Below are 13,199 nucleotides of genomic sequence, written 5' to 3' on the forward strand. Positions count from 1 at the left end.
CGATCCTTATGCTTCACCCGTATTCACAACAGAGTTAACTAGCCATGAAGGTTATTTTTCTTGCCGTGCGACGGTGGTGACGTTGCGCGTCCGGTAGTCGCCATCGGAAAGCTTACGCGTCAGACGTAGGGTTGCCGTCTCGCGAGCCAGCAGATGCTGCCAGTCACTTTCAAGACGAGACATAATTTTGTCTCGTAATTCAGGATGCTGCTCGATAATGGCATTGATGGTCGCGCCATAAATCTCCTCTTTGACCTGTAACGCATACATCTCCCGTCGGTTTTGCCACTTCAGGCGTACTAACGCCGCCGGTATGGATACCACCTCCTGAGTTACCTTTTCCAGGGTGGCATTTTTACTGGCGATTAGCGCTGCAAGATTTTGCTTTAAGATAAATTCATCACTTTTATGGTTGTCTAAAGCCAAATAAACGTTATTGTCTTCAACTTCTTTCATCTTTATGTTCCAGTGAATAAAATAGCGGCATATCGGTTTCGCGAGTGATTAAATTAAGCCAAATGGCATTGCCTTTTTCATTTATCATTGCGGTTTTATCCGCCAGTATTTTACTTAGCGTTTGGGCATCAATATCGCCTTCTGCCTGTAGTGCGTTTATCAGGCGGGCAAACGTTTCAATTTTAGCCACACAATACAGACGTTCTTTAATATGACGGTCGCGTTCTTCAAATAATACGTTTCTGTGTTGCCCGGCAGCGTTAGCGCTAATTAAAATATCGGGCTCGTAATCGCTGAGTTTTGTCTTTCCCTTAGGCAAATTTTTACTGTTTTCTGTGGCCTCAGGGGGCGGCGATGACAGGCGAAAATGAGAGGAAACCAGATGCTCAGGAAGCATGACTAAATATCCTTTACGATCAGTGGTATACTATTTTTAATAGTGTAGGTTTCGTTGACAATAACATGGCGTAATTTTAAAATCAAAAAAAATGGAGCCTGCTATGAACAGTATTTTTTATTCTGTTATTATATTGCTATTACTGACCGGCGCGATACTCTTCCTGATGTGGGAGGTTAATAAAAAACGTCCTGGTGGAAAAGTCATAAATTTAAATCAAACTGAACCCACGACAAAGGAAGAGGGCGAAGATCATTTCTCAGTATTAATGAATTCGATAACGCCGGTATGGTACTGGCGCGTTAACCATGAATATATCGATTTCCTTCATGCAACGATAAAACGAATGACAATGACTGAGTTGAATGAAACGCCTGGATTATTTGACGCACAGCGTCGTTGCAGCGACCTTAACTCTGCCGTTTATAAGTATTACGACAATATTAAGAAGCGTTGTCTGAACGGAGAAAAGGTGCCGTATTCGGATTTGGACGTCCTTAATTTACGCCAGTGTTTTCGCGAGTTCAGTCTTGAAGCCTACCCGGCATTGGTCGCGCTGGTATGGCCGGAATATCAGCGCCCGCAGGTTAACCCGGATGAGATTTAGAGCCTATCCCATTAGGGCTATTTTACTTGCCATTTTGGACCTGGGCAGTGCTCGCCAAAACGCGTTAGCGTTTTGAACGCCGCTAGCGGCGGCCCGAAGGGCGAGCGTAGCGAGTCAAACCTCACGTACTACGTGTACGCTCCGGTTTTTGCGCGCTGTCCGTGTCCAAACTGGCTGCGCCAATAACGCCTGGTGGGATAGGCTCTTAACTGGCATGTTGATCTGATGTTGCATGGTTGAGATATACTGTTGCTGGTTTTAGTTACCTGACAGGTCCCTATGGAACGCTTTCTTGAAAATGTAATGTATGCGTCTCGCTGGCTGCTCGCGCCGGTGTATTTTGGCCTCTCTTTGGCGCTGATCGCTTTAGCGCTAAAATTTTTCCAGGAAATTCTACACGTTCTGCCGAACGTTTTTGCCCTGGCGGAGGCCGATCTGATCCTGGTGCTGTTATCGCTGGTTGATATGACGCTGGTTGGCGGATTGCTGGTAATGGTCATGTTCTCCGGGTATGAGAATTTTGTCTCTCAGCTGGATATCTCTGCGGGCAAGGAGAAGCTGAACTGGCTGGGGAAAATGGATGCGACGTCGCTAAAAAATAAGGTGGCGGCATCGATAGTCGCTATCTCTTCCATTCACCTGTTACGCGTGTTTATGGACGCGAAAAACGTCCCGGATAACAAATTAATGTGGTATGTCATCATCCATCTGACCTTTGTCCTGTCGGCGTTTGTGATGGGCTATCTGGACAGATTGACGCGGCATAACCATTGAGCCGCCGTCAACGGCGGGGCAGTCGGGCAAAGGATGCTGAGCCCGGCTGTAAAACAGCGCTTCTTTAACGGTGGATAACCGTCTCCCTGCAGCCTTACGCAATATTTTTACTACATCTATTCATTTACTCAGTAATAACACTGAAAGATTTTCTCTGCGTTCACAGATATATAACATCTGCGGGTACGTAAACGGCGGTAACTGTAAAAAAATGGAGAATGCATTATATATTCTCCGCGCCTTGCCGATAACGAGAGTGCGTCATCGTCTGATGACTAATCTCTTATATTCAGCAAGGAAATTCATATGCGTTTGCTGCAAAACTTTACTATTCGTATGGTCATGCTGACGATACTGGGACTTTTTTGTCTACTCTGGTCGGGGGTGGGGTTATACAGCGTCCATGCTTTATCCGAAGTTTCGGAAGGAAATGATATTGACCGGCATCTTGTGCGGCAAATGACGGTGCTAAGCCAGGGTAACGATCAATATTTCCGCTTTGTTACCCGCCTTAGCCGCGCGATGGATGTAAAAATCGGCGGCGGCACGCCCGATTTTGCGCCCGCCCGGCAGTCGCTCGAGAATATGCGTCAGAAGCTGGAGGAGATGAAAGCGCTATCGCCAGGGCCGATGAACCCTGATATCTCAAGGGAGGTCTTGTCCAACTGGCAGGCCTTGCTGGAGAAAGGCGTCGTTCCTCAAATGCAACTGGCGCAGCAAGGATCGCTGACCGCCTGGAGCGAACATGCCAGTACGGTCACGCCCGCACTCAGTCGCGCGTTCGGCGCCAGCGCGGAACGGTTTAGTCATGAAGCTGGCGCCATGCTGGATAACACCCGCGTGATGGTCGATGGTAAAACCTATACCATCCGCATCCTGCTTATCACGGCGGTGATTCTGGGCATTGCTATCCTGATTTTTACCGATCGCTATCTGGTTGCAATGATGGTGAAACCGCTGGAGCGCATCCGTCAGCAATTTCAGCGCATCGCGCAAGGCGATCTTAGCCAGCCGATTGAAGCGTTGGGGCGTAACTGCGTAGGCCGGTTGGTGCCGCTACTGCGCGCGATGCAGGACAGTTTACGCGAAGCCGTGAGTACGATCCGCGCCGGAAGCGACAATATCTGGCGCGGCGCGACGGAAATTTCTACCGGTAATAACGATCTCTCTTCCCGAACGGAAGAACAGGCCGCCGCGCTGGAAGAAACTGCCGCCAGCATGGAACAGCTTACCGCAACGGTGAAAATGAACGCCGAACACGCCCGCCAGGCGAGTCAGCTTGCGGATGCCGCCTCGCTAACGGCAGGAAAAGGCGGTGAACTGGTTTCCGATGTGGTAGAAACAATGAACGGTATTTCCGCCAGTTCGCAGCAGATCGCCGAAATTACTACCGTGATTAATAGTATTGCTTTCCAGACCAATATTCTGGCCTTGAACGCAGCGGTAGAAGCGGCCAGAGCGGGCGAGCAGGGACGCGGCTTCGCGGTGGTCGCCGGTGAGGTACGTAACCTGGCCAGCCGCAGCGCGGGGGCGGCGAAAGAAATTGAAGCCTTAATTGGCGAATCGGTACGTCGCGTAGCGCAAGGCGCGCAGTTGGTCCAGGAGACCGGCGCGACGATGGACGCCATCCTGCGCGGCGTCACGGAAGTGACGACGATTATGAAACAGATCGCGTCCGCCTCCGAAGAGCAGAGTAAAGGTATCTCTCAGGTTGGCGTGGCGATCACGCAAATGGATAGCGTTACGCAACAAAACGCCGCGCTGGTTGAGCAGGTTTCCGCGGCGGCGGCGGCGCTGGAACGGCAGACGGAGGATTTGCAACGCTCCGTACAGCAGTTCCGGCTTTCCGCTAGTGAGCCGCAACAACGCGTAACGGCGAAAGCGGCGCCTGGCGTTCAGAGAATGGCGTCGACTCCCGCACAGTCTACTGATGAATGGGTTGCCTTCTGATGTGAAGCAAAAAAGCGCGTAATGCGCTGGCCTTCATTTAATTAGTCGCTATATAATTTATTATATAGCGACTAAGGAGGTCAGATGAATAATCATTTTGGGAAAGGGTTAATGGCCGGGTTGCACGCGCCATATGCATATAGCGCGCATCATGCGGTGAATTTCTGTTCTGAGTATAAACGTGGCTTTGTATTGGGTTTTACACACCGTATGTTCGAAAAGACCGGCGATCGTCAACTTAGCGCGTGGGAGGCTGGAATTCTGACGCGTCGCTATGGTCTGGATAAAGAAATGGTGATGGATTTCTTTAAAGAGAATCATTCCGGGATGGCGGTTCGCTTCTTTATGGCCGGTTATCGACTCGAAGGTTGATCCAACAGGGGTATTATCTTGCTTTAATTAATTACACTATCGCCTCTTCCCTTCGTTTTACTGTTCCGTCGAAGTATTATGGCGCACATAACCATAAAAAAAGTGTGGTAAATGGCGTACCGATCGCAATAACTTCTTCGCGAACAGTGCAAAATAAAAGCCAGGTCTTCGTAACGGAATAACTATAAAATGACTGGAGATAATACTCTCATCACTTCTCACGGCATTAACCGTCGTGATTTCATGAAGCTTTGTGCAGCACTGGCCGCTACTATGGGGCTCAGTAGCAAAGCCGCCGCAGAAATGGCAGAATCGGTATCCAATCCACAGCGTCCGCCCGTTATCTGGATTGGCGCTCAGGAGTGTACCGGTTGTACCGAATCACTGCTTCGTGCTACACACCCAACCGTTGAAAACCTCGTTCTGGAGACCATCTCTCTGGAATACCACGAGGTGCTTTCCGCCGCATTCGGTCACCAGGTCGAAGAAAACAAACATAACGCTCTGGAGAAGTATAAAGGGCAATATGTTCTGGTGGTGGATGGTTCTATCCCACTAAAAGATAACGGTATCTACTGCATGGTTGCCGGCGAGCCGATCGTGGATCACATCCGCAAAGCCGCCGACGGCGCAGCCGCGATTATCGCTATCGGTTCCTGCTCGGCATGGGGCGGCGTTGCTGCGGCTGGCGTAAACCCAACCGGCGCTGTCAGTCTGCAGGAAGTCTTACCGGGCAAAACGGTTATCAATATTCCAGGTTGTCCGCCAAACCCGCATAACTTCCTGGCGACCGTCGCGCATATCATCACTTACGGCACGCCGCCGAAGCTGGATGCGAAAAATCGTCCAACCTTTGCCTATGGCCGTCTGATTCATGAGCATTGCGAACGTCGTCCACACTTCGACGCAGGCCGTTTTGCCAAAGAATTTGGCGACGAAGGCCACCGTCAGGGCTGGTGTCTCTACCATCTTGGCTGTAAAGGGCCGGAAACCTGGGGCAACTGTTCTACGTTACAGTTCTGTGACGTTGGCGGCGTCTGGCCAGTGGCGATCGGTCATCCTTGCTATGGCTGTAACGAAGAAGGTATCGGCTTCCATAAGGGCATTCACCAGCTTGCTCATGTCGAAAACCAAACTCCGCGTTCAGAGAAACCTGACGTCAATATGAAAGAAGGCGGCAATATCTCTGCGGGCGCTGTCGGTCTGCTTGGCGGCGTAGTCGGTCTGGTTGCCGGCGTCAGCGTGATGGCGGTACGTGAACTGGGGCGTCAGCAAAAGAAAGATAACGCTGACTCACGGGGAGAATAACCGTGAACAGACGTGACTTTATTAAAGCAGCCTCCGGTGGAGCATTGCTGTTGGGCGCCGCGCCGTCTGTCAGCCATGCGGCTGCAGAAAACCGTCCGCCGATTCCAGGTTCGCTGGGTATGCTGTATGACTCCACTCTGTGCGTGGGCTGTCAGGCCTGCGTCACAAAGTGTCAGGATATCAACTTCCCGGCGCGTAACCCGGAAGGGGAGCAGACCTGGTCGAACAACGACAAGCTGTCGCCGTATACCAATAACATTATTCAGGTATGGCGTAGCGGCACGGGCGTGAACAAAGATCAGGAAGAGAACGGCTATGCCTACATCAAGAAACAGTGTATGCACTGCGTTGATCCTAACTGCGTTTCCGTTTGCCCGGTGTCGGCGCTGAAAAAAGATCCGAAAACCGGCATCGTCCACTATGACAAAGATGTCTGCACCGGCTGCCGTTACTGTATGGTCGCCTGTCCGTACAACGTACCTAAGTACGACTACAACAACCCGTTTGGCGCGCTTCACAAGTGTGAGTTGTGTAACCAGAAAGGCGTTGAGCGTCTGGATAAAGGCGGTTTGCCTGGGTGTGTGGAAGTTTGTCCGGCAGGGGCCGTCATTTTCGGTACTCGTGAAGAGCTGATGGCGGAAGCGAAAAAACGTCTGGCCCTCAAACCAGGCAGTGAATATCACTATCCGCGCCAGACGTTGAAAACGGACGACACCTATCTGCATACGGTGCCTAAATACTACCCACACCTCTACGGTGAAAAAGAGGGCGGTGGTACTCAGGTGCTGGTGCTGACAGGCGTTCCTTATGAAGATCTGGATCTGCCGAAGCTGGATGACCTTTCAACCGGAGCGCGCTCCGAGCATGTTCAACACACGCTTTATAAAGGCATGATACTACCCCTGGCTGCGCTGGCGGGCTTAACCGTGCTGGTTCGTCGTAATAGCAAAAACGACCATCACGATGGAGGAGACGATCATGAGTCATGATCCAAAACCGCTGGGCGGAAAAATCATCAGTAAACCGGTCATTATTTTTGGACCGTTAATCGTCCTGTGTATGCTCCTTATCGTGAAGCGTCTGGTCTTCGGGTTGGGCTCCGTTTCCGACCTGAACGGCGGTTTCCCATGGGGCGTCTGGATTGCCTTTGACCTGTTGATCGGCACTGGCTTTGCCTGCGGCGGTTGGGCGTTGGCATGGGCGGTATATGTCTTTAACCGTGGGCAATACCATCCGTTGGTGCGCCCGGCGTTGCTGGCAAGCTTGTTTGGTTACTCGCTGGGCGGCCTGTCGATCACTATCGACGTCGGTCGTTACTGGAACCTGCCGTACTTCTACATTCCAGGTCACTTCAACGTGAACTCGGTACTGTTTGAGACGGCGGTCTGTATGACCATCTACATCGGCGTGATGGCGCTGGAGTTTGCGCCTGCCTTGTTTGAACGTCTGGGCTGGAAAGTGTCGCTCAAGCGTCTGAATAAGGTGATGTTCTTTATTATCGCGCTGGGCGCGCTGTTGCCGACGATGCACCAGTCCTCAATGGGGTCATTGATGATCTCGGCGGGCTATAAAGTGCATCCGCTATGGCAAAGCTATGAAATGCTGCCGCTGTTCTCGGTTCTGACCGCGTTTATCATGGGCTTCTCCATTGTCATATTTGAGGGTTCGCTGGTTCAGGCAGGCCTGAAAGGAAACGGTCCGGATGAGAAAAATTTGTTTGTTAAGCTGACGAATACCATCAGCGTGCTGCTGGCGATTTTCGTCGTCCTGCGCTTTGGCGAACTGATTTATCGCGACAAGCTGTCCTATGCGTTTGCCGGCGATTTTTACTCCGCTATGTTCTGGATTGAAGTCGTCCTGATGGTCTTCCCGTTAGTGGTGCTGCGTGTGGCGAAACTGCGTAATGACTCTCGTATGCTGTACCTGTCGGCGCTGAGCGCGCTGTTGGGCTGCGCGACGTGGCGTCTGACCTATTCGCTGGTGGCATTCAACCCGGGTGGCGGCTACCACTACTTCCCAACTTGGGAAGAATTGTTGATTTCTATTGGTTTTGTGGCTATTGAGATTTGTGCATACATCGTACTCATTCGTCTACTGCCGATACTTCCTCCTTTAAAACAAAACGATCATAATCGTCATGAGGCGAGCAAAGCATGAGCCAGAGAATTACTATTGATCCGGTAACCCGTATTGAGGGTCATTTACGCATTGACTGCGAAATTGAGAACGGCGTCGTATCCAAAGCATGGGCGTCCGGCACCATGTGGCGCGGTATGGAAGAGATCGTGAAGAACCGCGATCCGCGCGATGCGTGGATGATTGTGCAACGTATTTGCGGCGTTTGTACGACAACTCACGCGATCTCCTCCGTTCGTGCGGCGGAAAGCGCGCTGAATATTGATGTTCCCGTCAACGCGCAGTATATCCGTAATATTATTCTGGCGGCGCATACCACCCATGACCACATTGTCCATTTCTACCAGCTCTCTGCGCTGGACTGGGTGGACATTACCTCTGCGCTGAAAGCCGATCCGGAAAAAGCCTCCGCGATGCTGGATGGCGTGTCGAGCTGGCACCTGAACAGCGCGCAAGAGTTCACGAAAGTTCAGAACAAGATCAAGGATCTTGTCGCCAGCGGTCAGCTAGGTATTTTCGCCAATGGCTACTGGGGGCACCCGGCAATGCAGTTACCGCCGGAGGTCAACCTGATTGCGGTCGCCCACTATCTGCAGGCGCTGGAATGTCAGCGTGACGCTAACCGCGTGGTGGCGTTGCTGGGCGGTAAATCGCCGCATATCCAGAACCTGGCGGTCGGTGGGGTGGCGAACCCGATCAATCTCGACAGCATCGGTACGTTGAACCTTGAACGCCTGATGTACATCAAATCGTTTATCGATAAGCTGAGCGATTTTGTCGAGCAGGTGTATAAAGTGGATACCGCAGTCATCGCGGCCTACTATCCGGAATGGCTGGAGCGCGGCAAAGGCGCGGTGAACTACCTGAGCGCGCCGGAATTCCCGACCGACGGTAAAAACGGCAGTTTCCTGTTCCCGGGCGGTTACATTACCAATGCCGATCTGTCGACATACCGTCCGATCACCTCTCACTCCGACGAATTCCTGATTAAAGGTATTCAGGAGAGCGCGAAGCACGCCTGGTACAAAGATGAAGCGCCGCAGGCGCCGTGGGAAGGCACTACGATCCCGGCTTACGACGGTTGGTCGGATGACGGTAAATACTCATGGGTCAAGTCGCCGACATTCTACGGCAAAACCGTCGAAGTCGGGCCGCTGGCGAACATGCTGTGTAAACTGGCTGCAGGTCGTGAATCCACGCAGACCAAGCTCAATGAAATCATTGCGCTTTATCAGAAGCTGACCGGCAAAACGTTGGAAATGGCGCAACTTCACTCTACGCTGGGTCGTATCATCGGGCGTACCGTTCACTGTTGTGAACTGCAAAACATATTGCAGGATCAATACAACGCGCTGATTGTAAATATCGGCAAAGGCGATTACACCACGTTTGTGAAGCCGAACATTCCGGCGACGGGCGAGTTCAAAGGCGTGGGCTTCCTGGAGGCGCCGCGCGGTATGCTGTCTCACTGGATGGTGATTAAAGACGGTATTATCAGTAACTATCAGGCGGTGGTGCCATCGACCTGGAACTCAGGTCCGCGTAACTTCAACGATGACGTGGGGCCGTACGAACAGTCGCTGGTCGGTACGCCGATCGCCGATCCGGCGAAGCCGCTGGAAGTGGTACGTACCATCCACTCCTTCGACCCTTGCATGGCGTGCGCGGTACACGTGGTGGACGCCGATGGCAATGAAGTGGTCTCGGTGAAGGTTTTGTAATGCGGATATTAGTCTTAGGGGTCGGCAATATTTTGCTGACCGATGAAGCCATCGGGGTGCGTATTGTTGAAGCGTTAGAGCAACGATACACCCTGCCGGATTTCGTTGAGATTCTGGATGGTGGTACGGCGGGAATGGAACTTCTTGGCGATATGGCGAGTCGGGATCATTTGATCATTGCCGACGCCATCGTGTCGAAAAAGAACGCGCCGGGAACCATTATGGTACTGCGCGACGATGAAGTTCCGGCGTTGTTCACCAACAAAATCTCCCCCCATCAGCTTGGACTGGCCGACGTATTGTCGGCCCTCCGCTTTACCGGCGAGTTTCCGAAGAAACTGACCCTGGTCGGCGTTATTCCACAGTCGCTGGAACCGCACATCGGCTTAACACCAACCGTCGAGGCGATGATTGAACCTGCGCTTGAGCAGGTTCTTGCTGCGCTGCGTGAATCCGGCGTCGAAGCAATTCCTAAGGAGACGGCGCATGTCTGAAACGTTTTCCGGATTCGACACGGCGCCCGTCGCCCGGGTTCAGGCGGCGTTTGAAGAGATAGCCCATCGTTCGATGCACGATCTTTCGTTTCTGCATCCGACTATGTCAGTGCATGTCTCTGATTTTACGTTATTTGAAGGACAATGGACGGGCACGGTAATTACGCCGTGGATGTTAAGCGCATTAATCTTCCCTGGCCCGGACCAGATCTGGCCCGGGCGTACCGTCGGTGAAAAACTCGGTCTGCAACTGCCTTATGGCGCGATGACCTTTACCGTTGGCGAACTGGAAGGCGTTTCGCAATATCTTGCCTGCTCGTTGATGTCGCCGCTTTCCCGTAGCCTGTCGCCGGAAGAGGGCGTCCGGCTGGCGGATGACTGCGCGCGGATGCTGCTATCCCTGCCGGTAAGCAATCCTGATGCGCCGCAGACAAGCCGGCGTGCGTTGCTGTTTGGCCGTCGGAGCTGTGAGAATGCATGAGCTGTCTCTTTGCCAAAGCGCCGTTGAAATTATTCAGCAGCAGGCAGAACAGCACGGCGTGGCGCGCGTCACCGGCGTATGGCTGGAGATAGGCGCGCTTTCGTGCGTTGAAGAGCGCGCGGTTCGTTTCAGCTTTGACATCGCCTGCCAGGGAACTTTAGCGCAAGGGTGCGAATTGCACATCGACTACAGACCGGCCCAGGCCTGGTGCTGGGATTGCAGTCAGGTGGTGGAAATTCTCAGGCATGACGCGCAATGTCCGCATTGTCATGGCGATCGCCTGCGGGTGGATACCGGCGATTCGTTGAAAGTAAAAAGTATTGAGGTCGAATAACCCGCATTTTATTTCAGGTGGTTAATTATGTGTATTGGCGTCCCCGGTCAGGTGCTGGCCGTCGGAGATGATATTCACCAGCTTGCGCAGGTGGAAGTGTGTGGCATCAAACGTGATGTCAATATTGCTCTGATTTGTGAAGGTAAGCCAGCCGATCTGATAGGGCAATGGGTATTGGTACACGTTGGTTTTGCGATGAGCATCATTGACGAAGACGAAGCGAAAGCCACGTTAGATGCGCTGCGCCGCATGGAGTACGACATCACCAGCGCGTGATCCCTTAATCACCTCTATTATATCGCTCTATAATCGTTGTATAATTATTTATATATCGATTATGGGGCGAAACCTATGAATAAATTTTTGCGCCAGCTCTCTCTGCTGGCGTTGCTTTTTTGCTGGCCGTTAATGTCACAGGCGGCGCGTACTTTTACCGATCAAATTGGCCGCCAGGTCACGGTTCCGGACACCGTCGACAGAGTGGTGGTGCTCCAGCATCAAACGCTCAATCTCCTTGTACAGATGAATGCCACTGACAAAATCGTTGGGGTCATGGCGAACTGGAAACAGCAATTAGGCGACGGCTATGCGCGTCTGGCGCCGGAACTGGCGCAAAAAGCCTCGCTGGGCGATCTAACGCACGTTGATCCTGAAAAACTGGTGGCGCTGCGCCCGCAGGTGGTGTTTGTCACGAATTACGCTCCGCAGGAGATGATCGACAAGATCAGCCGTCTTGGCATTCCGGTAGTGGCGATTTCGCTGCGCCATGATATTGCTGGCGAGCAGGCTAAAATGAACCCGACCCTGGCCGATGAAGAGCAGGCTTATAATCGCGGGCTGCGTGAATGAATAACGCTGATTGGCGATATCGTCAATAAACCGCAAGAGGCGAAAGCGCTGATTGAGGCGATGGATAAAGGTCGCAAGATGGTCAGCGACCGTTTGCAGTCGGTTCCTGAAAATGAGCGGGTTCGCGCCTATATGGCGAATCCGGAGCTGACCACCTACGGTTCCGGTAAATATACCGGTCTGATGATGGCCCATGCGGGGGCGCTGAATGTAGCGGCATCCTCGGTGAAAGGCTTTAAGCAGGTGACAATGGAGCAGGTGATCGCCTGGGATCCGCAGGTGATCTTTGTCCAGAATCGCTATCCAAAGGTCGTCAATGAGATCCTGCACAATCCCCAGTGGCAGGTCATTGACGCGGTGAAGCATCATCGGGTTTACCTGATGCCGGATTATGCCAAAGCCTGGGGATATCCGATGCCGGAGGCGGTGGGAATCGGCGAACTGTGGATGGCGAAAAAACTCTATCCGGAAAAATTCCACGATATTGACATGCAAAAGGCCGCTAACGACTGGTATCAACGTTTTTACCGTACTGACTATCAGGGCGTACAGTGATGCGAATACTGGCTGCGGGGAGCTTGCGCGTCGTCTGGCCGCAGCTAATGACGGCGTTTCAGGCGGATGCGGTATGTGATTTCGGTCCGGCGGGGCTGTTACGTGAACGCATCGAAGCGGGCGAAGCATGCGACTTTTTTGCTTCGGCGAACCTGGCGCATCCGCAGGCGCTGCTGGAAAGCGGGCGGGCGCTGCGGGTCGCGCCTTTTACGACGAACCGTTTGTGTCTGAGCGTGCGGGCACAGGCGATGCGTGAAGGCGAGGACTGGCTGTCGCTATTAACCCGGCGGGATCTGCGGATCGGCACCTCAACAGCAGGTTGCGATCCTTCCGGCGATTATACGCAGCAGCTTTTTTCGCGGATGGGCAACGAGGGCGAAGCGGTCCGAAAACGCGCGGTAGCGCTGGTTGGCGGCAGGCAGACTTTGCCGTTACCGGCGGGCCGGCTGGCAGCGGAATGGCTCATCAATCATGATTACACCGATATCTTTATCGGCTATGCCAGCTATGCTCCCAGGCTACGGCAGGTTAATTCGCTGCGAGTGATTGATATCCCGGAACCTTATAATCCCGTGGCTGAATATGGCTTTGCCTGCCTGAGCGAGCAGGGAAAAACGCTTGCCGACTTTTTACTATCAGCACGGGCGAGGTTGATTCTCATGCAACATGGGTTTAGTGAAGCGCCGAATATGACACACTCGCAGAACTGATAAGCGAAGCGTCAGCAGGGAATACCATGCCGGATGACGACATTACTACCTCATC

15 protein-coding genes and 1 pseudogene are annotated in these 13,199 nt (G+C 52.7%); 14 read left to right on the top strand and 2 right to left on the bottom strand.

Features of this window, described 5'->3' with window-relative positions; all coding sequences use genetic code 11:
• Nucleotides 1-51 precede the first annotated feature (51 nt).
• Entirely contained in the window at nt 52-456 is a 405-nt protein-coding gene (locus tag ACLJNW_RS08700) for a hypothetical protein (RefSeq protein WP_000665657.1), read from the bottom strand.
• Complete coding sequence (locus ACLJNW_RS08705) at nt 443-853, bottom strand: hypothetical protein (protein ID WP_000936445.1); 411 nt, start codon at nt 851-853, stop codon at nt 443-445. Before ACLJNW_RS08705 ends, ACLJNW_RS08700 begins: the two co-directional genes overlap by 14 nt.
• Before the next feature lie 103 nt (nt 854-956).
• Here ACLJNW_RS08705 and ACLJNW_RS08710 point away from each other — a divergent pair, with 103 nt between their 5' ends.
• From ACLJNW_RS08710 to ACLJNW_RS08775, 14 genes and pseudogenes are all read left to right on the top strand, one after another.
• Nucleotides 957-1,460 carry an ESA_00282 family adhesion-associated protein gene (locus tag ACLJNW_RS08710; RefSeq protein ID WP_001673723.1) on the top strand — a complete coding sequence of 168 codons (504 nt, stop codon included), beginning with the start codon at nt 957-959 and terminating at the stop codon, nt 1,458-1,460.
• A gap of 279 nt (nt 1,461-1,739) precedes the next feature.
• Nucleotides 1,740-2,234, top strand: coding sequence for a TIGR00645 family protein (locus ACLJNW_RS08715; protein ID WP_000439335.1), 495 nt, complete (start codon nt 1,740-1,742; stop codon nt 2,232-2,234).
• A gap of 306 nt (nt 2,235-2,540) precedes the next feature.
• Complete coding sequence (locus tag ACLJNW_RS08720; RefSeq protein ID WP_021000782.1) at nt 2,541-4,184, top strand: methyl-accepting chemotaxis protein; 1,644 nt, start codon at nt 2,541-2,543, stop codon at nt 4,182-4,184.
• A gap of 84 nt (nt 4,185-4,268) precedes the next feature.
• On the top strand, nt 4,269-4,556 hold the full coding sequence (locus ACLJNW_RS08725) for a DUF2623 family protein (RefSeq protein ID WP_001059119.1): 288 nt from the start codon (nt 4,269-4,271) through the stop codon (nt 4,554-4,556).
• 189 nt (nt 4,557-4,745) lie between these two features.
• Nucleotides 4,746-5,864 carry a hydrogenase 2 small subunit gene (gene hybO, locus ACLJNW_RS08730; protein WP_000145429.1) on the top strand — a complete coding sequence of 373 codons (1,119 nt, stop codon included), beginning with the start codon at nt 4,746-4,748 and terminating at the stop codon, nt 5,862-5,864.
• A 2-nt stretch (nt 5,865-5,866) separates the two neighbouring features.
• Nucleotides 5,867-6,853 (top strand): hydrogenase 2 operon protein HybA, encoded by a 987-nt coding sequence (gene hybA / locus ACLJNW_RS08735; RefSeq protein WP_001081721.1) that lies wholly within the window; start codon nt 5,867-5,869, stop codon nt 6,851-6,853.
• Entirely contained in the window at nt 6,843-8,021 is a 1,179-nt protein-coding gene (gene hybB, locus ACLJNW_RS08740) for a Ni/Fe-hydrogenase cytochrome b subunit (RefSeq protein ID WP_000017678.1), read from the top strand. The genes hybA and hybB overlap by 11 nt, the downstream gene beginning before the upstream one ends.
• Nucleotides 8,018-9,721, top strand: a complete 1,704-nt coding sequence (hybC, locus tag ACLJNW_RS08745; protein WP_000083044.1) for a hydrogenase 2 large subunit — start codon at nt 8,018-8,020, stop codon at nt 9,719-9,721. Before hybB ends, hybC begins: the two co-directional genes overlap by 4 nt.
• Nucleotides 9,721-10,215, top strand: coding sequence for a HyaD/HybD family hydrogenase maturation endopeptidase (locus tag ACLJNW_RS08750; protein WP_001221962.1), 495 nt, complete (start codon nt 9,721-9,723; stop codon nt 10,213-10,215). Before hybC ends, ACLJNW_RS08750 begins: the two co-directional genes overlap by 1 nt.
• Nucleotides 10,208-10,696, top strand: a complete 489-nt coding sequence (hybE, locus tag ACLJNW_RS08755; protein ID WP_024154694.1) for a hydrogenase-2 assembly chaperone — start codon at nt 10,208-10,210, stop codon at nt 10,694-10,696. The genes ACLJNW_RS08750 and hybE overlap by 8 nt, the downstream gene beginning before the upstream one ends.
• Nucleotides 10,689-11,030: a hydrogenase maturation nickel metallochaperone HypA gene (gene hypA, locus ACLJNW_RS08760; RefSeq protein ID WP_000544945.1), complete on the top strand. Its 342-nt coding sequence runs from the start codon at nt 10,689-10,691 to the stop codon at nt 11,028-11,030. Before hybE ends, hypA begins: the two co-directional genes overlap by 8 nt.
• A gap of 27 nt (nt 11,031-11,057) precedes the next feature.
• Nucleotides 11,058-11,306, top strand: a complete 249-nt coding sequence (gene hybG / locus ACLJNW_RS08765; RefSeq protein WP_000334887.1) for a hydrogenase maturation factor HybG — start codon at nt 11,058-11,060, stop codon at nt 11,304-11,306.
• Between the two features lie 75 nt (nt 11,307-11,381).
• Nucleotides 11,382-12,434: pseudogene (locus tag ACLJNW_RS08770) on the top strand (ABC transporter substrate-binding protein).
• Entirely contained in the window at nt 12,434-13,144 is a 711-nt protein-coding gene (locus ACLJNW_RS08775; protein ID WP_001748656.1) for a molybdate ABC transporter substrate-binding protein, read from the top strand. The pseudogene ACLJNW_RS08770 and the gene ACLJNW_RS08775 overlap by 1 nt, the downstream one beginning before the upstream one ends.
• The last annotated feature ends 55 nt before the right edge of the window (nt 13,145-13,199 follow it).

Origin of the sequence: Salmonella sp. SAL4457 (assembly GCF_046548235.1) — a bacterium.
Classification (GTDB): Bacteria; Pseudomonadota; Gammaproteobacteria; order Enterobacterales; family Enterobacteriaceae; genus Salmonella; species Salmonella enterica.